The sequence below is a fragment of the Pantoea sp. C1E2 genome, from assembly GCF_056491465.1.
In genome coordinates, this window is the sequence record NZ_JBSZHT010000002.1 from 1,923,146 (window position 1) to 1,941,145 (window position 18,000).

The following is an 18,000-nucleotide window of genomic DNA, read 5'->3' on the forward strand; positions in this document are numbered from 1 at the left end:
TCCTCATCCTGAACGATACGGCAAAACAGCCATAGCCTGCCTGAAACCGGGCCAGGTGTCACCAGGTGAGGGATGAGAAACGCCGCAGCGTTTCTCATCAGACGGGGCTAAGCCGCGATGGAAGAGAGCAGATTAATCTGGGTTTGCTTCGCCATATTGTCGCGGTAATCCGCAACGCGGCTTGGCCAATCAATGCCCGCTACGAGGGTCAAAGAACGTAGCAGCGGGAACAGATTAATATCGTCTTCTGACAGTTCACCGTTCACAGCATTGGGTTTGACGATGAGCTTATCGAGCTGACGCAGGTCATCACTGATGTTTTTGATCAATCCCGGTGCATGTTTGCGCAGTTCCGTGAAATCGCCAATGCTGGCCTGTTTTTTCTCACGGAAGTAGCTACGCGCTTCCGGCGTGGCAAATTCCGCAAACGAGGCATCAGCGATACGCGGAATCAGCAGTTTGTTAATGTAGCCGTTAACGCGACGCAGCCATTCGCTGATGGCGGGGTTGTTTTTGCCGTTCAGCAGTGGCTCGCGATCCTGCTTATCCACCAGGCGGACAATGTCCATACTTTCCGGCATCGCACTGCCATCGGCTTTTTGCAGAATCGGCGCCATCTTCTGCCCTATGAGTTTTTTAGGCACCTGCTCATCGTCATTCAGCATAACGATCAGTTCAACCGGCAGGTTCTTTAAGCCAAAAATCATGCGTGCTTTCACGCAGAAAGGGCAGTGATCGTAGATGTAGAGTTTCATCCCGTTTCTCCTGTGTAAATCTAAGGGTGACGAAGGTCACCCTTTTTTCGGACGTGCGGGAAGTATGGAAGATATCACCCGAAGGGGCAAACTAGCTGCTGAAGATAGCCGGTGCCACGGAACGTGGCTGGAACTGCCACCATAATGCCATGAGCGTAACCATGCCCACGCTGCTTAGCAGCATCCACGGCAGTTCCGGTAGCGCCATCTGCTGCCCGACGTCGAACATCCAGCCGCCGCCGGAGTAGCCAATTAAACCGCCGATGGCGAGCCCCAGTCGGCTGAAACCCATATAGCTGCCACGCGCGCGTGAACTGGCCAGCGACGCGCTGAGGGTTTCACGCGCCGGTTCGGCGATGATGGAACCGAGGTAAAACACGCCGATTAACAGGAACAGCGAAGGCAGAGATTGGGTCATCCCGACGGGCAACAGGCTAAAGGTCATCAGGAATAAACCGGCCATCAGGCGGGTTTCCAGCCGGAAGCGCTTTTCGCTCCAGCGTGCAAGCGGATAGAGCAGGCTGAGTGACAGCATGGCTTCGATGGCGTACATCCATTTCACAGCGGCGGGCGCGCCAGCCACCTGATTAACCATCACCGGCAACATTAGCATCACCTGCACGGCCAGAATGTAGTAGCCGGTCAACGTCAGCACATAGAGGCGGAAGCGTTTATCCTGCCAGACGCGCTGCATACCTTCGCGCATGGCAATACGTTCGGTTGAAATGCGCCACGCCGGTAGCCACACGGCGTTAAATATCGCCGCGACGACAAACACCGCCGCACCCACCCAGCATACCAGGCGGAAATCCCACGCCAGCAGCCAACTGCCAATCAACGCACCCAGCACCGCCCCCGCGCTGTCCTGCATCATCAGCAGCGAGAAGAAGCGACCGCGCTCGCGTGCACGCACCAATTTCACTACCATGGCGCTGCGGGGAGGATCAAATAAAGTGCCGCCAAGTCCGGAGAGTAAGCAAGCCAGCCACAGCATCCACGGTTGGTGAGCCAGCGCCATGCAGGCAAATCCGGCGGCGCGCATCAGCATGCCCGTCATGATCAGCGGGCGGGCACCAAAACGGTCGGCCACCGCACCGCCAAAAATCCCCAGCCCCTGCTGCACGAACTGACGCAAACCCAGCGCAATGCCCACCATTAACGCCGCCCAGTCAAGCTGTTCAACGAAATGGATGGAAATCAGCGGGAATACCACGAAAAAGCCTAACACTACCAACATGTTATCGACTAAAAGGAATGTTTTACCGAGGCGTCGTGCCCGCGCAACCCGAGACATGCTTAATCCTGAGCAAGAGAGATGAAAAGGGACCAGTTGGTCTATTTTCCGCCTGCGCTAACGGGAAAGACAGCGTATCCAGGATGATATTTTTTCATCGAATCCGCAGAAAAATTAATCCTGGATAAGGATGAATGGCTTGGCATGCTGTCGAGGGTTTTACCGTAGCTCAGGTCACGGTTATAGTGAGAAGTATCGCCTCAGGCGTACATCTTTCTTAAAGTTATGGATTTCAGGAGTCATGATGTTTGGCTATCGTTCTGCTGGACCCCGCGTGCGCCTGACTACCGATCGTTTGGTGGTCCGTTTAGTTCACGAGCGCGATGCCTGGCGATTGGCAGATTATTATGCGGAGAACCGCGTCTTCCTTAAACCCTGGGAGCCGGTGCGCGACGAGAGCCACTGCTATCCCTCGGGCTGGCAGGCGCGCCTAGGACTGATCGCGGATATGCATAAACAGGGCTCAGCCTACTATTTCGTGCTGATGGACCCGGAAGAGCATGAAGTGCGCGGTGTCGCCAATTTTAGCAACGTGCTGCGCGGTTCATTTCACGCCTGTTACCTCGGTTACTCGCTGGGAGAAAAGTGGCAGGGGCAAGGAATGATGTTTGAAGCACTGCAGTCAGCGATTCGCTATATGCAACGACAGCAACGCATTCACCGCATCATGGCTAACTATATGCCGCATAATCAGCGCAGCGGTGATTTGCTGGCGCGTCTCGGATTCGAGAAAGAGGGTTATGCCAAAGATTACCTGCTGATTGATGGACGCTGGCAGGATCACGTGCTGACCGCGCTGACGTGGCAGGAGTGGACCGCGGATCGTCGTGGACAATAAAAGGAAATACGCATGAAGATGGCTTTATCCGCGCAGGCGCTGCGTGTGATTGGTTGCCTGTTAGAAAAGCAGGTCACCACTCCGGATCAATATCCGCTTTCCCTCAACGGCGTGGTCACCGCCTGTAATCAAAAATCCAACCGCGAACCGGTGATGAATCTGAGTGAAATGGAGGTGCAATCTCAGCTAGATGAGCTGGTTAAAAAGCATCTGGCCACCTCCAATAACGGGTTCGGTCAACGTGTCAGTAAGTATGAACAGCGCTTCTGTAACTCCGCATTCGGGAATCTGCAGCTTAACAGCGCAGAAGTGGCGGTGCTGACGTTACTGTTCTTACGCGGCGCACAGACGCCGGGTGAATTGCGCACCCGCAGCGGACGCTTGCATGAGTTCACTGATATGCATGAGGTTGAGCAGACGCTGAGCGGCTTAATCACCCGTGATGACGGCCCGATGGTGGTGCGTCTGGCACGTGAGCCGGGTAAACGCGAAAGTCGTTACATGCATCTGTTCGGCGGCGATGTTGTTGAAGCGCCCGCCGCAAGTGCAGATGAGATGGACAGCGAGGATTTGGTGAGCCGGGTCGCGCAGCTGGAGCAGCAGGTGGCTCAACTGCAATCCCAACTGGAACAACTGCTGCAGAAGGAGCAATAACATGACGCTACGCATCGGCATTGTTGGATTAGGTGGCATCGCGCAAAAAGCCTGGTTGCCCGTATTGTCTCACGCGACTGACTGGCAGCTGGCGGGCGCGTTTTCGCCGAATCAGGCAAAAGCCCAGCCAATCTGCGACAGCTATCGCATGCCTTATTTCAACCAGTTGGACGCGCTGGCGGCAGCCAGTGATGCAGTATTTGTGCATAGCAGCACCGCCAGTCATTTTGAAGTGGTACAGGCACTGCTGCTGGCGGGAAAAGATGTTTGCGTGGATAAACCTTTAGCCGAAACCTTGCAGCAGGCGGAAGCGCTGGTGGCACTGGCGGAGAAGCGCAAACGTAAACTGATGGTGGCGTTTAATCGTCGCTTTGCGCCACGCTATCAACAGTTGAAAGCGGAGATGCCGCGTGCGGCCTCACTGCGCATTGAGAAGCATCGTGCGGATAGCGTGGGTCCGCACGATCTGCGTTTTACCCTACTGGATGACTACCTGCACGTGGTGGATACGGCGCTGTGGCTGGCGGGCGGCAAGCTGACGCGTGAGCAGGGCTTTATTGAAACCAATGAAGAGGGCGCGATGCTGTATGCCGAACATCACTTCTCAGCGGGCGCGCTGCAAATTACCACCAGTATGCATCGTCGCGCAGGTACGCAGCGTGAAGTGGTCAGCGCTATCTGCGACGGTGATTATATTGAAATTAATGAGATGCGTGACTGGCAGCAGGAGAACCTCAGCGGATTACGTACCGATCCATCACCCTCCTGGCAGAGTCACCTTACTCAGCGCGGTTTCAGCGGTGCGGCACAGCATTTTATTCAGTGCGTTCAAAATCAGACGATGCCTGAAACCAGCGGTGAACAGGCGCTGGCGGCGCAGCGTCTGGTGGAAAAACTGTGGCGCGATGCCGAACGGGAATAACCCCTTGTAACACTCAATGCTGGTCATTTCCCGCCGTGGCAGTAGACTATCGCCGGACATCAGCAGATGTCCGCGCTAAGTTGCTCATTTATCCGACACTTTTCAGGATGCGCCACTCAAAATGAATTTGTTGAAATCGCTGGCTGCGGTCAGTTCGATGACCCTTTTTTCCCGCGTGCTGGGCTTTGCCCGTGATGCCATTGTGGCACGCGTTTTCGGTGCCGGCATGGCCACCGATGCCTTCTTCGTGGCCTTTAAACTGCCCAATTTGCTGCGCCGTATCTTTGCGGAAGGCGCTTTCTCGCAGGCGTTCGTGCCTATTCTTGCGGAGTACAAAAGTAAGCAGGGCGAAGATGCCACGCGCGTATTTGTTGCTTACGTCTCCGGTTTACTGACGCTGGTGCTGGCGGTGGTGACGGTGCTTGGCATGATTGCCGCGCCTTGGGTGATAGTGGTGACCGCGCCCGGATTTGCCGATACCGCCGATAAGTTCGCGCTCACCAGTTCACTGCTGCGCGTCACCTTCCCTTATATTCTGCTGATCTCTTTGGCGTCGCTGGCCGGTGCAATACTCAATACCTGGAATCGCTTCTCCGTTCCGGCGTTTGCGCCCACGCTGTTAAACATCAGCATGATTGGTTTTGCGGTGTTTGCTGCCCCTCACTTCAATCCGCCGGTAATGGCGCTGGCCTGGGCGGTGGTGGTCGGTGGGGTGTTGCAGTTGTTCTATCAGCTACCGCATCTAAAGAAAATCGGCATGCTGGTGTTGCCGCGTCTCAACCTGCGTGACGCAGGCGTGTGGCGCGTCATGCGTCAAATGGGGCCGGCAATTCTTGGCGTCTCGGTGAGCCAGATTTCCCTTATTATCAATACCATTTTTGCCTCGTTCCTTGTCTCGGGATCGGTGTCGTGGATGTATTATGCCGACCGTTTGATGGAGTTCCCGTCGGGCGTGCTGGGTGTGGCTCTGGGCACGATTCTCCTGCCGTCATTAGCAAAAAGCTTCTCCAGCGGTAATCATGATGAGTATTCCCGTCTAATGGACTGGGGCCTGCGCCTCTGTTTCCTGCTGGCTCTGCCCAGTGCCGTTGCCCTCGGGATCCTCTCCGGTCCGCTGACCGTGGCGCTGTTCCAGTACGGTAAATTTACCGCGTTTGATGCCGCCATGACGCAGCGTGCGCTGGTGGCCTATTCCGTCGGTTTGATGGGATTGATTGTGGTGAAAGTGCTGGCGCCAGGCTTCTATTCGCGTCAGGACATTAAAACCCCGGTGAAGATTGCCATTGTGACGTTGATCATGACGCAGGTGATGAACCTGGCATTTATCGGCCCACTCAAACACGCCGGATTGTCATTGTCGATTGGATTAGCGGCTTGTTTAAACGCCGCGCTGCTGTACTGGCAATTGCGCAAACAGGATATCTTCCAGCCGCAACCGGGTTGGTTTAGTTTCCTGATGCGTCTGTTGATTGCGGTTGTGGTGATGGCGGCAGCGCTGCTGGGTATTTTGCATGTGATGCCTGCCTGGGAAGAAGGGCAGATGTGGTGGCGATTACTGCGTCTGGCCGCAGTCTGTGCGATTGGCGGCGGTGCCTACTTTGTGATGCTGGGTCTGTTGGGCTTCCGTCCCCGAGATTTTGCCCGCCGCACGATGGCATAAAAAAATCCCGCCTCGGCGGGATTTTTATTTATTAACCTTTGCGGCTGAGGGTCGACTGACCTTTGCCTAATCCATCGGGACCGTAAAACGCCTGAGTCTGGTGCGGTTTTAGTACCGAGAGCGCATCATTCGTGAAGTTAATCTGATGCTGCAGCAGAATACCATTATGAGTATTCGTATCGCGCAAATGGCGGGTATGCTGCTGAATGCTCTGCCAGCGGCGTTCACGGTCGCTGTGACCACCATAGGGCGCCTGCGTACCGAGTGACTTTTCGGTATTTCGGCGCATTTCGTCCAGATAATTCAACGTCGTTAGCAGCGCGCTTTTGTCTTCTGATATGCGCTGCAACAGGTTGCCATTAACCTGGCCGGCAGAAAGCTGCTGTTGCTCTTCATCCATCACCACGGTGAGTGAAGCCAGCACGTCCTGCATTTTATCTAAGGTGGTCAGCAGATTGTCCATTGGGATTAGTTACCCTCTAAATACGCCTTGGTATCGGCGATCAGCGCGTCGGCGATCTTACCGGTATCCATTTTCAGTTCGCCATTACGAATAGCGGTTTTCAATTGTTCAACACGCGCGGTGTTGATGTCTTTGCTGCCCGGCTGCATCAACTGCGCCTGAGCCGTGCTTAACTTCACTTCGGCACCGCTTTCGCTGGTGCTGGCGTTGGTTGCAGCGGTAACATTTTGGCGCACCTTGCCGTTGTTATCGTTGGTGTCGCGGGATTGTACAGTGCTCACCGGGATTAAAGGCTGCGTTCTGTCGATGCTCATGGTCGTGCTCCTGTAAGGTCAGCTGAGGGTCAGTCAACTGAGTCAGCATAGGGTAATGTCTTTGTTGATATCTCTATCGGCAGAACAACAGGGTTCTTTAACGCTTTATAGCGATATCAGAATATTCCCATCCGCGTCGACGCGACCACTGACAACCTGACCATTTCCCATGCGTACGCGCACCATTTGTGCCGCGCTGGCGTTGTTCAGCGCACGTCCTTCGCTGCTGGCATTAAACCCGTTTCCACTCGCCACTACCATCACATTTTGGCCGGCTTTGACGCGCCATGGCTGGCGCAGCATTGATGCGGTCACCGGCTGTCCTGGCGGGATATCGCGCAGGGCAATCGCATCGGTCACGCTGTTGTTATCAAACAGCGCGCGCGGCGGTAATTCATCCAGGCGGCCGGTTTCCATACGGAAGTCATTGGGATCAAGTGCCGTACCTCGCGCCACCTGACGACTGGCAACCAGATACTGGCCCGTTACCTGAACCTGTACCTGTAAAAAGCGACGGTTCTGCGCACAGTTAGCGGAAATGCTGAGATTGCCCCACTGGCGGCTGTTGCCTGGCAGTTGAAGTTCCGGTGCCTCGCAAGTCGGCCACTGCTCCTTTGGCGTGCGCACCACCACGGTCATACCCGCAGCATGTTGCGGATCACGCGCTTTAAAAAACTGCGTTAACTGGGCGGTCAGATCCGCCGCATGGCCGGGCAGCGCGAAGGCCAACAACAGCGTGGCCAGCAAAGGTGAAGAACTGCGCATAAACGCCTCCTGTCGAGAAGATGGCCTGAGTCTACTCTTCGCGCGAAAAATTCAATGTCAAAAATAGCCGTGATTTTTGCTGCTATTCAGACGATCACCCTTGCATTTGTCCACTTAAGCTGTCAGCTCAAAATTCTCATTCGCGGAGGAAGCATGCTCGACAAACTCGATGCCGCGCTGCGATTTGGTACAGAAGCGATAAACCTACGAGCTCAGCGTCAGGAAATCCTGGCGTCAAATATTGCCAACGCCGATACCCCGGGCTACCAGGCGCGGGATATCGACTTTGCCAGCCAACTGAGCAAGGTGATGGAAAACGGTCGCGCAGAGGGCAGCAGCATGTCGCTGAAAGTCACCTCTTCGCGCCACATCGCCGCTGAAACCAATTCTCAGCCATCCATGGACCTGATGTACCGCATTCCCGATCAACCTGCCGCGGATGGCAACACCGTGGATATGGATCGCGAACGTACGCAGTTTGCTGACAACAGCCTGAAATACCAAACCGATCTCACCCTCATCAGTAGCCAGATCAAAGGCATGATGAGCGTTCTGCAGGGGCAATAACCATGGCATTGCTGAATATATTTGATATCGCCGGTTCTGCGATGACCGCGCAGTCACAGCGCCTTAACGTCAGCGCCAGTAACCTGGCCAACGCCGACAGCGTTACCGGGCCGGATGGTCAGCCGTACGTCGCCAAGCAGGTGATTTTCCAGACCGATGCCGCCCCTGGTGCGGCCACCGGTGGCGTTAAAGTCGCGGGCGTGGTGAACGATCCTACCCCGGCCAAATTGGTGTATGACCCGGGTAATCCGATGGCGGATGACAAGGGTTACGTCAAGATGCCAAACGTCGATGTCGTATCAGAAACCGTTAACACCATGTCAGCGTCTCGCAGCTATCAGGCCAACGTCGAAGTGTTGAACACGGTGAAGTCAATGATGATGAAAACCCTGACGATGGGTCAATAACGGAGCACGAACATGAGCGTAGCAGTCGGCGTTAATGCCAATCTTGACCCAACGGTACTGAGTTCCTCCAGTTCAACCGGCACCGGAAACAGTGCACAGGATTTGCAGAACCAGTTCCTGACCATGCTGGTGACGCAGTTACAGAACCAGGATCCTACCAATCCGATGGACAACAGCCAGCTGACCACACAGTTGGCGCAGATTAATACCCTGAGCGGCATTGAGAAGCTGAACACCACACTGGGCTCCATCTCCGGTCAGCTCACCACCAGCCAGTCGCTGCAGAGCACCACGCTGATCGGCCATGGTGTGATGATCGATGGCAGCCAGATCCTGGTTGGCAGTGGAACTACGACGCCATTTGGGGTGGAGTTGAGTACGGCTTCTACCGCCACCACCGCCACCATCAAAGATTCGAACGGCACTGTGGTGCGTACTGTCGATTTGGGCGCATTGACGTCTGGTGTCCATGCCTTCTCCTGGGACGGCAAAGATGCGAATGGTACGACAGTCGCAGACGGAAAATATTCTGTATCGATTGCCGCCAGCAACGGCAGCACACAACTGGTGGCACAACCGCTTAATTACGCTTACGTGAATGGCGTGAGTACGGTGGATAGCACCTCAAAACTGGATCTCGGCACCATGGGCTCCGCCACTCTTGATGAAGTTCGTCAGATTCTCTAATTCATTTTTAGCAGGAGACACGCTATGTCTTTTTCTCAAGCTGTAAGTGGTATGAATGCGGCCTCCAGTAACCTGGATGTCATTGGTAACAACATCGCCAACTCCGCAACTGCGGGCTTCAAATCCAGCACCATCTCATTCGCCGATATGTTTGCCGGTTCAAATATCGGTATGGGTACCAAGGTCGCTGCGGTTATTCAGAACTTCAACGACGGTACCACGACCTCAACCAGCCGTGGTTTGGACGTGGCACTGAGCGGTAACGGCTTCTTCCGTATGACCGACGCCGCGGGCAGCGTGTATTACTCACGTAACGGTCAGTTCACGCTGGATGAAAACCGTAACCTGGTGAACACCCAGGGGATGAGCGTGACAGGCTATCCGGCAACGGGTACACCACCAACCATTCAGACCGGTGCCAACCCAGTGGCTCTGAGCGTACCAACTACCCAGATGGCAGCGCGTGCGACGACTACCGCAGGCTTGGTTTCTAACCTGAACTCTACGGACGCGACTCCTACGGTTACCCCGTTTAATTCTTCAAATGTGGATAGCTACAACGCTAAAAGCACAGTGACCGTTTATGACTCGCAGGGTAATGACCACGCACTGGATCTTTATTACGTTAAAGACACAAGTAACAACTGGACAGTGAATGCGGTGGATTCGACTACCGGTGACAATGTCGGCACCTTCACCATGCAGTTTAGTACTAACGGTCAATTGACCTCAGTGACTAGTGGTGCCACCGTGAACACCAATGGCACCGTTGCGTTGACCATTAACCCGCCAACTGTTGCCGGTGGAACCGTTGCTGATAACGGTGCTGCGGCTAACCAGGTGATTACCCTCAGCTTGTTGGGCAGTGCTCAGCAGAACACCGGCACCACTTCATTCGGTAACCCAACGCAGGATGGTTATGCACCGGGCGACCTGACCAGCTACGCCATCAACGATGACGGCACCATCACTGGTACTTACTCTAACCAGAAAACTCAGTTGCTGGGTCAGGTTGTACTGGCGAGTTTCTCTAACCCGGAAGGTTTGAAGTCCGAAGGCGATAACGTCTGGTCAGCGACCAACTCTTCAGGTCAGGCAGCCATCGGTCTGGCTAATACCGGCACTTACGGTTCATTGACCTCAGGTGCACTGGAAGCGTCTAACGTTGATCTGAGTAAAGAGCTGGTCAACATGATCGTTGCGCAGCGTAACTATCAGGCCAACAGTCAGACCATCAAAACGCAGGATCAGATTCTTAACACACTGATTCAATTACGTTAATTCGCTAACGGGATTGCACTATGGATCACGCAATATATACCGCAATGAGCGCCGCCAGTCAGACGATGGAACAACAATCGGTGACTGCCAGCAACCTCGCCAACGCCTCAACGCCGGGCTTCCGCGCTCAGCTCAACGCGTTGCGCGCGGTGCCGGTCAACGGCTGGTCGCTGCCAACGCGCACCCTGGTTGCTGCTTCAACACCGGGCGCGGACATGACGCCCGGCGCGATGGACAACACCGGTCGTCCGCTGGATGTGGCCGTGCAGCAAGATGGCTGGCTGGCGGTGCGTACCGCTGACGGTTCTGAGGCTTATACCCGCAACGGCAACATGCAGATCAGCTCGACCGGTATTTTGACCGTTCAAGGCAATCCCGTAATGGGCGATGGCGGTCCAATCGCCATTCCGCAAGGCTCTGAACTGACCATCGCGGCTGACGGCACCATCACCTCGCGTAATGCGGGTGATGCGCCCAACGCTACGGTGCAGATTGGCAAGCTGAAGCTGGTGAAAGCCACGGGCAAAGAGTTGCAGCGTGGTGACGACGGCATGTTCCGTCCGACCCAGGCGACACAGGCCACACGCGGCGCCGCATTAGCCCCCGACGCAACGGTTGCCGTGATGCCTGGCGTGCTGGAAGGCAGTAACGTCAAGCCTGTGGAAACCATGGTCGATATGATCGCCAACGCCCGACGTTTTGAGATGCAGATGAAAGTCATCACCAACGTCGATGAAAACGAACAAAAAGCTAATCAACTGCTCAACATGAGCAGCTAAGGCGTAAGGAAAAAAACATGATTCGTTCTTTATGGATCGCTAAAACCGGCCTTGACGCCCAGCAAACCAATATGGACGTCATTTCGAACAACCTCGCCAACGTCTCGACTAACGGGTTTAAACGTTCGCGTGCGGTGTTTGAAGACCTGATGTATCAGACACTGCGTCAGCCGGGTACTCAGTCATCGGAACAGACCACGCTGCCTTCGGGTTTGCAGATTGGTACCGGTGTACGTCCTGTGACCACTGAACGTCTGCATACTCAGGGCAACCTGTCGCAGACCAGCAACTCAAAAGATGTGGCGATCAACGGTCAGGGTTATTTCGAAGTGCAGATGCCAGACGGCACCTCTTCCTATACCCGCGACGGTTCATTCCAGGTGGATCAGAACGGTCAGCTGGTGACCAATGCCGGTTATCCGGTACAGCCTGGGATCACTATCCCGGCAAACGCCACCAGCATCACCATCTCACGTGACGGTGTAGTCAGTGTGACCCAGCAAGGTCAGACCAACCCGGCACAGGTTGGACAGCTGACAATCAGTACCTTTATGAACGATGCGGGTCTCGATAGCCTGGGTGAAAACCTCTATCAGGAAACGCAGGCATCCGGTGCGGCCACGCAGAGTACGCCTGGCCAGAACGGTGCCGGCTTGCTGTATCAGGGTTATGTCGAAACCTCGAACGTCAACGTGGCGGAAGAACTGGTGACGATGATCCAGACGCAGCGTGCTTACGAGATCAACAGCAAAGCGATCACCACCTCTGATCAGATGCTGCAGAAATTAACCCAGATTTAATCTGGGATCGTTGGGCCAGCTTGGGGCTGGCCTGATTAAGAACATGAAAAAAGGTCAGAACTCCGTGGCGAAGCAAGTGATTCTCAAGCCTGGGCATTGGTTAGTAGCCACGCTGCTACTGACACTTAACGGTTGTGCGCTGGTACCGCGCACGCCACTGGTGCAGGGCGCAACAACGGCAGAGCCAACGCCATCCGCACCGCCAGTGGTGAACGGTTCCATTTTTCAGGGTGTGGCACCTTTGAACTACGGCTATCAGCCGCTGTTTGAGGATCGCCGTCCACGTAACATTGGTGACACCCTGACCATTACGCTGCAAGAAAACGTCAGCGCCAGCAAAAGCTCGTCCGCCAACGCCAGCCGCGATGGCAGCAACAGCTTTGGCGTGAGCACTGTGCCAACCGGCCTGAGCGGTCTGGTCGGCGCCGCCGGTGAGAAAGCCGGTCTGGATGCCAATGGCAAAAATGACTTCGCTGGCAAAGGTGGCGCGACCGCCAATAACACCTTTACCGGCACCATCACCGTCACCGTGAATCAGGTGTTGTCAAACGGCAACCTGCGCGTGGTCGGTGAGAAACAGATCGAAATTAACCAGGGAACTGAGTTTATTCGCTTCTCTGGTGTGGTTAACCCACGCACCATCAGCGCCAGCAACGCCGTGTTGTCAACGCAGGTGGCCGATGCACGTATTGAGTATGTCGGAAACGGGTATATCAATGAGGCGCAAACCATGGGCTGGTTCCAGCGTTTCTTCCTGAACGTGTCGCCGATGTAATCGAGGTAATGATGAAAATGAACACTCTGCTGCGTCTGAGCCTGAGCCTGCTACTCGGTGTCAGTCTGATGGCCCATGCGGATCGCATCCGCGATCTGACATCCGTGCAGGGCGTGCGCGACAACCAGCTGATCGGTTACGGCTTAGTAGTCGGTCTGGATGGCACCGGTGACCAGACCACGCAAACGCCTTTTACCACGCAGACCGTCAGCAACATGCTGTCACAGCTTGGCATCACTGTGCCGACCGGCACCAATATGCAGTTAAAGAACGTGGCTGCGGTCATGGTCACCGCCAAATTGCCGACTTTTGCCCGTCAGGGTCAAAACATCGACGTGGTGGTTTCTTCGCTGGGTAACGCCAAAAGCCTGCGCGGCGGTACGCTGCTGATGACGCCGATGAAAGGGGTCGATAATCAGGTTTACGCGCTGGCGCAGGGTAACATCCTCGTCGGTGGTGCGGGCGCATCAGCCGGTGGCAGCAGTGTGCAGGTAAACCAGCTTAACGGTGGTCGTATTACCGACGGTGCGACGGTGGAGCGTGAGCTGCAAAGTAACTTTGGCAGCCAGAACACCATCAACCTGCAGCTGAATAATGAAGATTTCACCATGGCACAGCGTATCGCTGATGCAATTAACAGCCGTGGCGTGGGATCCGCGCAACCGCTGGATGCTCGCACGGTGCAGATTCGTGTTTCACCCAACAACAGCTCGCAGGTGCGCTTGCTGGCCGAAATCCAGAACATTGACGTTTCCGTGCCGATTGAAGATGCCAAGGTCATCATCAACTCACGTACCGGTTCTGTGGTCATGAACCGCGAAGTCACACTGAACACTTGTGCTGTGGCGCAGGGCAACCTGTCGGTGACGGTGAATCAGCAGCAGAACGTCAGCCAGCCGAACACACCTTTTGCCGGTGGACAAACGGTCGCTACCACGCAGACGTCAATCGATTTACGCCAGAGCGGTGGAGCCTTGCAGCATGTTAACTCCAGCGCCAATCTCAACAACGTAGTGCGTGCATTAAATGCTCTGGGCGCCACGCCAATCGAGCTGATGTCGATTTTACAATCGATGCAAACTGCAGGCTGCCTGCGCGCCAAACTGGAAATCATCTGATGACCGATACGCAATCGCTGATGAATGCGGCCTATGACAGCCGCTCGTTGAACAACCTGAAGCGTGAAGCGGCCGCCGACCCGAAAGGGAAGGCGATGCAGGTAGCAAAACAGGTTGAGGGGATGTTCGTACAGATGATGTTGAAAAGCATGCGTGAAGCCCTGCCGCAGGATGGCATCTTCAGCAGCGATTCAACGAAGATGTACACCTCGATGTACGATCAGCAAATTGCGCAGGAAATCGGTAAACGCGGGCTGGGGATGGCGGATCTGATCGTCAAACAGATGCAGCCCGCTCAGGAGCCGGATGAAACCGCTGGCACCGTGCCGATGAAGCTGGATAACAGCTTCATTTATAGCAATCTGCCCTCCAACCAGTTGGAACAGATGGTGCGCAAGGCCGTACCGCGCCTGCCGGTGTCGCCGTCCAGTTTCCCAACGGATAGCAATGACTTTATTGCCCAGTTGTCTCAACCCGCGCAGGCCGCCAGTCAGCAGAGTGGTATTCCTCATCACCTGATTCTTGCTCAGGCGGCGCTGGAATCGGGCTGGGGTCAGCGCCAGATCCTGACGCGCGATGGCAAACCGAGCTTCAACGTGTTTGGCATCAAGGCAGGTGGAGACTGGAAAGGGGCAACCACCGACATCATGACCACCGAGTATGAAGGTGGTGTGGCGAAAAAAGTGCGCGCCACCTTCCGCGTTTATGGCTCCTATATGGAAGCCCTCAGCGACTACGTCAAACTGCTGTCCAATAACCCGCGCTATGCCGCGGTAGCCAATGCCGCGACACCGGAGCAGGGCGCACGTGCTTTGCAGGCGGCGGGTTATGCGACCGATCCGAAATATGCGCAGAAGTTAGTAGGAATGATCCAGCAATTCAAAAACATGGGCGAAAAAGTGGTGAAGGCGTACAGCCAGGATATCACTGATTTGTTCTGATTTTTTGCCTCAAGTTTCACTTAAGCACGCCGATAACCATCATAAGCTGCGGGCGCTTTAGCCCGCGCAATCGCACTGATGACTGCCAGCCCGGTTAACGGGAAATAAAGGAACCGAGATGTCCAGCATAATTAACTCAGCGATGAGTGGGCTGAGCGCCGCACAGGCCGCATTAAGCACCACCAGTAACAACATCAGCAACTACACGGTAGCGGGTTACTCGCGTCAGACCATTTTGCTGAACCAGGCGAACAGTACCTTATCGGGCAATAGCTATTACGGTAACGGCGTGAATGTTACGGGCGTGCAGCGCGAATATGATGAGTTCATCACTGCACAGTTGCGCGGCTCCAGTGCCAACTACAGCGCGGTAAACACGCAATATAACCAGATTTCTAATATCGATGACCTGCTGTCAACGTCGACCACCAGCCTGTCGACCTCGATTCAGAGCTTCTTCACCAACGTATCGAACGTGGTGAGCAATGCAGACGATCCGTCAGCACGTCAGTCGATGCTGAGTTATGCGCAAGGGCTGGTCAATCAGTTCCAGACCACCGCGCAATACCTGACTAACATGCAAAACAGCGTCAACACGGATGTCTCATCCAGCGTTGATCAGATTAATACCTACACCAGTCAGATTGCCGACCTTAACACGCAAATTGCCAAGCTCACCACGGCTGGCAGCGCCCCAAATGATCTTCTGGATCAACGTGATCAGCTGGTCAATAACCTGAACAACGTTGTGGGCGTTAGCGTGTCGCAGCAGGATGGCAACTATATCGTTTCCATGGGTAGCACCACTCTCGTGAACGGTAAAAACACCACGCAACTGGTGGCGATGCCATCCAGCAGCGATCCTTCGCGCACCACGGTGGGTTATGTCGATAAGACTGCGGGCAACGTGGAAATTCCGGAGAAGACGCTGACCACGGGTTCATTAGGTGGCTTACTGGCTTTCCGTACGCAGGACCTGGACACCGCACAGAACCAACTGGGTCAGCTGGCGGCTGCATTCACCACCAGCTTCAACGCCGTGCAAACCACCGGCTATGACAGTAATGGCGATTTGGGCTCGAAATTCTTCAATATCGGCAGCCCAACCGTATTGAGCAATACCAAGAACACCGGTACCGCGGAAGTGACTGCGGCATGGTCGGACAGCAGTGCGCTGAAGGCGTCGAATTACTCGATGAGTTATGACAGTGCAAGCAGCACATGGTCTGTGACTCGTATGTCAGACAACGTGAAGTTTAGCGTTACGCCAGATGCTACTGACGGCACATTAAGCTTTGATGGTTTGAAATTAACCGTCACTGGTACACCTGATAATAAAGACAGTTTCCTGGTGAAACCCGTGCAGAACGTCATCAGCGGGATGTCCGTCGCGATTACCGATGAGTCGCAGATTGCGGCTGCATCATCTGCGACCAGCGGCGAGAGTGATAACACCAACGCTCAAAAAATGCTGGCGCTGCAGGATGCGAATCTGGTTAACGGCAATGCTACCCTGGCACAAGCCTACGCCACCATCGTCAGCACCGTGGGCAACAAAACCAGCTCATTAGAGACGGCCAGCACCACTCAGGAAAATGTGGTGACGCAGCTCACGGACCGTCAGCAATCGGTTTCCGGCGTCAACCTCGATGAAGAGTATGCCAACCTGACCAAATATCAGCAGTTTTATATGGCCAACGCGCAGGTACTGCAGACGGCAAGTACCATTTTTAACGCGCTGATGGATATCCGCGGCTAAGTCATCAGAGGATAAATAGCCATGCGTTTAAGTACCAATATGATTTTCGACCAGCAGGTGCGCGGCATTACCGGCTCGCAATCTTCCTGGTTAAAAGTGGGCCAGCAGCTGTCGAGCGGCCTGCGTGTGAATAATCCTTCCGATGACCCTATTGCTGCGGCAAGTTCGGTCGTCCTGGCGCAGTCGCAGGCAAAGAGTAGCCAGTATGCTACCGCCCGCACCTTTGCTAACCAGAGCTTGTCGTTAGAAGAAAATACCCTGAAGGGCGTGACGTCAGCCATTCAGGATGCACAGACTACTATCGTCAATGCTTCAACCGGCACGCTCAGTGATGATGACCGTGGCTCTCTGGCGACACAATTGCAGGGGCTGCGTGACCAACTGTTGGGACTGGCGAACAGCCAGGATGCCAATGGTCGCTACATTTTTGCGGGCTATAAAACCGAAGCTGAGCCTTTCAGCGATACGGGAACGGGCGTCACCTATGTGGGTGGCACCGATGCCATCAGCCAGAAAGTCAGTGACAGCCGTACGATGACAGTAGGGAATACCGGTGATTCGGTGTTTATGTCGATCACCAGCAATGCGAAAGCTGAGCCGGACGGCAGCACCAGTGAAACTAACCTGTTTGATATGCTGGATAGCGCCATCGCAGCACTGAAGGTGCCGCAAGATGATGCTGATGATGCCACTAAGCAGACGTTTCAGGATGCGATGGATAAGACCAACCGTGGTCTGAGCAACTCCCTGAATAACGTGTTATCAGTGCGTTCTGAAGTCGGTATTAAGATGGATGAAGTTGATACGCTGGATGCACAAGGTGACACCAACGACACTATTATGGCTACGCAGATGAGTAACCTGGTCGAAGTGGATTACACCCAAGCCATCTCCAGCTACACCATGCAACAGACTGCGCTGCAAGCGTCTTATAAGACCTTCACTGACATGTCGAAGATGTCGCTGTTCCAGCTTAACTCATAAGATCTGACATGAAAATTTGAGCGTGCTTAAACCGGGCGCGCTTAGTTTCTCCCACCGCCTTTCGGGGCCGTGGGATTTTTTTTGCCTGCCCGATAGCGGTGTAAGTTCTTGATCGCGCCATCCTCGATGGCTATGCCAGGTCAGCCCATCAGCCCATCAGCCCATCAGCCCATCAGCCCATCAGCCTTTACGCGACTTTGCTGAGAGGTGAGCGGGCAAATGGCAGGCAATAAAAAA

General features: G+C 54.7%; 20 protein-coding genes. 15 read left to right on the forward strand and 5 right to left on the reverse strand.

Annotated elements, in window-relative coordinates; translation table 11 throughout:
* Positions 1 to 107: 107 nt before the first annotated feature.
* Positions 108 to 755, reverse strand: a complete 648-nt coding sequence (gene grxB, locus ACXI0A_RS09385; RefSeq protein ID WP_476149220.1) for a glutaredoxin 2 — start codon at positions 753 to 755, stop codon at positions 108 to 110.
* A 91-nt stretch (positions 756 to 846) separates the two neighbouring features.
* On the reverse strand, positions 847 to 2,049 hold the full coding sequence (mdtH, locus tag ACXI0A_RS09390) for a multidrug efflux MFS transporter MdtH (RefSeq protein WP_476149218.1): 1,203 nt from the start codon (positions 2,047 to 2,049) through the stop codon (positions 847 to 849).
* Between the two features lie 244 nt (positions 2,050 to 2,293).
* Here mdtH and rimJ point away from each other — a divergent pair, with 244 nt between their 5' ends.
* The 4 genes from rimJ (at position 2,294) to murJ (ending at position 6,123) form a co-directional block, all read left to right on the forward strand.
* Positions 2,294 to 2,887 (forward strand): ribosomal protein S5-alanine N-acetyltransferase, encoded by a 594-nt coding sequence (rimJ, locus tag ACXI0A_RS09395; RefSeq protein ID WP_034820126.1) that lies wholly within the window; start codon positions 2,294 to 2,296, stop codon positions 2,885 to 2,887.
* Between the two features lie 12 nt (positions 2,888 to 2,899).
* Positions 2,900 to 3,541 carry a DUF480 domain-containing protein gene (locus ACXI0A_RS09400; protein ID WP_476149216.1) on the forward strand — a complete coding sequence of 214 codons (642 nt, stop codon included), beginning with the start codon at positions 2,900 to 2,902 and terminating at the stop codon, positions 3,539 to 3,541.
* A gap of 1 nt (position 3,542) precedes the next feature.
* Positions 3,543 to 4,463, forward strand: a complete 921-nt coding sequence (locus ACXI0A_RS09405) for a Gfo/Idh/MocA family oxidoreductase (RefSeq protein WP_476149214.1) — start codon at positions 3,543 to 3,545, stop codon at positions 4,461 to 4,463.
* 121 nt (positions 4,464 to 4,584) lie between these two features.
* Positions 4,585 to 6,123, forward strand: coding sequence for a murein biosynthesis integral membrane protein MurJ (gene murJ / locus ACXI0A_RS09410; RefSeq protein WP_476149212.1), 1,539 nt, complete (start codon positions 4,585 to 4,587; stop codon positions 6,121 to 6,123).
* 31 nt (positions 6,124 to 6,154) lie between these two features.
* On the opposite strand, the gene flgN is transcribed toward murJ, so the two are convergent.
* The 3 genes from flgN to flgA all read right to left on the reverse strand — a co-directional run bounded on the left by flgN (position 6,155) and on the right by flgA (position 7,665).
* Complete coding sequence (flgN, locus tag ACXI0A_RS09415) at positions 6,155 to 6,586, reverse strand: flagellar export chaperone FlgN (protein ID WP_476149211.1); 432 nt, start codon at positions 6,584 to 6,586, stop codon at positions 6,155 to 6,157.
* Between the two features lie 5 nt (positions 6,587 to 6,591).
* Positions 6,592 to 6,900, reverse strand: coding sequence for a flagellar biosynthesis anti-sigma factor FlgM (gene flgM / locus ACXI0A_RS09420; protein WP_476149209.1), 309 nt, complete (start codon positions 6,898 to 6,900; stop codon positions 6,592 to 6,594).
* Between the two features lie 105 nt (positions 6,901 to 7,005).
* Positions 7,006 to 7,665 (reverse strand): flagellar basal body P-ring formation chaperone FlgA, encoded by a 660-nt coding sequence (gene flgA / locus ACXI0A_RS09425; protein WP_476149207.1) that lies wholly within the window; start codon positions 7,663 to 7,665, stop codon positions 7,006 to 7,008.
* Between the two features lie 153 nt (positions 7,666 to 7,818).
* Here flgA and flgB point away from each other — a divergent pair, with 153 nt between their 5' ends.
* The 11 genes from flgB to flgL all read left to right on the forward strand — a co-directional run bounded on the left by flgB (position 7,819) and on the right by flgL (position 17,763).
* On the forward strand, positions 7,819 to 8,232 hold the full coding sequence (gene flgB / locus ACXI0A_RS09430) for a flagellar basal body rod protein FlgB (protein WP_200571260.1): 414 nt from the start codon (positions 7,819 to 7,821) through the stop codon (positions 8,230 to 8,232).
* Between the two features lie 2 nt (positions 8,233 to 8,234).
* Positions 8,235 to 8,639 (forward strand): flagellar basal body rod protein FlgC, encoded by a 405-nt coding sequence (gene flgC / locus ACXI0A_RS09435; RefSeq protein ID WP_200571263.1) that lies wholly within the window; start codon positions 8,235 to 8,237, stop codon positions 8,637 to 8,639.
* 12 nt (positions 8,640 to 8,651) lie between these two features.
* The gene (gene flgD, locus ACXI0A_RS09440) at positions 8,652 to 9,326 is read left to right on the forward strand and encodes a flagellar hook assembly protein FlgD (RefSeq protein ID WP_200571266.1); all 675 of its coding nucleotides are present in this window, start codon (positions 8,652 to 8,654) and stop codon (positions 9,324 to 9,326) included.
* 24 nt (positions 9,327 to 9,350) lie between these two features.
* On the forward strand, positions 9,351 to 10,607 hold the full coding sequence (flgE, locus tag ACXI0A_RS09445) for a flagellar hook protein FlgE (RefSeq protein WP_476149203.1): 1,257 nt from the start codon (positions 9,351 to 9,353) through the stop codon (positions 10,605 to 10,607).
* 20 nt (positions 10,608 to 10,627) lie between these two features.
* A complete protein-coding gene (locus ACXI0A_RS09450) occupies positions 10,628 to 11,386 on the forward strand; it encodes a flagellar basal body rod protein FlgF (protein ID WP_224929256.1) in 759 nt (252 codons plus the stop codon).
* A 17-nt stretch (positions 11,387 to 11,403) separates the two neighbouring features.
* Positions 11,404 to 12,186, forward strand: a complete 783-nt coding sequence (gene flgG, locus ACXI0A_RS09455) for a flagellar basal-body rod protein FlgG (protein WP_084935295.1) — start codon at positions 11,404 to 11,406, stop codon at positions 12,184 to 12,186.
* A gap of 43 nt (positions 12,187 to 12,229) precedes the next feature.
* Positions 12,230 to 12,961: a flagellar basal body L-ring protein FlgH gene (locus ACXI0A_RS09460; RefSeq protein WP_234472966.1), complete on the forward strand. Its 732-nt coding sequence runs from the start codon at positions 12,230 to 12,232 to the stop codon at positions 12,959 to 12,961.
* A gap of 11 nt (positions 12,962 to 12,972) precedes the next feature.
* Positions 12,973 to 14,079, forward strand: a complete 1,107-nt coding sequence (locus ACXI0A_RS09465) for a flagellar basal body P-ring protein FlgI (protein WP_476151095.1) — start codon at positions 12,973 to 12,975, stop codon at positions 14,077 to 14,079.
* The gene (gene flgJ, locus ACXI0A_RS09470; RefSeq protein ID WP_224929250.1) at positions 14,079 to 15,020 is read left to right on the forward strand and encodes a flagellar assembly peptidoglycan hydrolase FlgJ; all 942 of its coding nucleotides are present in this window, start codon (positions 14,079 to 14,081) and stop codon (positions 15,018 to 15,020) included. The genes ACXI0A_RS09465 and flgJ overlap by 1 nt, the downstream gene beginning before the upstream one ends.
* A 118-nt stretch (positions 15,021 to 15,138) precedes the next feature.
* Positions 15,139 to 16,779 carry a flagellar hook-associated protein FlgK gene (flgK, locus tag ACXI0A_RS09475; RefSeq protein WP_476149200.1) on the forward strand — a complete coding sequence of 547 codons (1,641 nt, stop codon included), beginning with the start codon at positions 15,139 to 15,141 and terminating at the stop codon, positions 16,777 to 16,779.
* Between the two features lie 21 nt (positions 16,780 to 16,800).
* On the forward strand, positions 16,801 to 17,763 hold the full coding sequence (flgL, locus tag ACXI0A_RS09480; protein WP_224929245.1) for a flagellar hook-associated protein FlgL: 963 nt from the start codon (positions 16,801 to 16,803) through the stop codon (positions 17,761 to 17,763).
* Positions 17,764 to 18,000 lie beyond the last annotated feature (237 nt).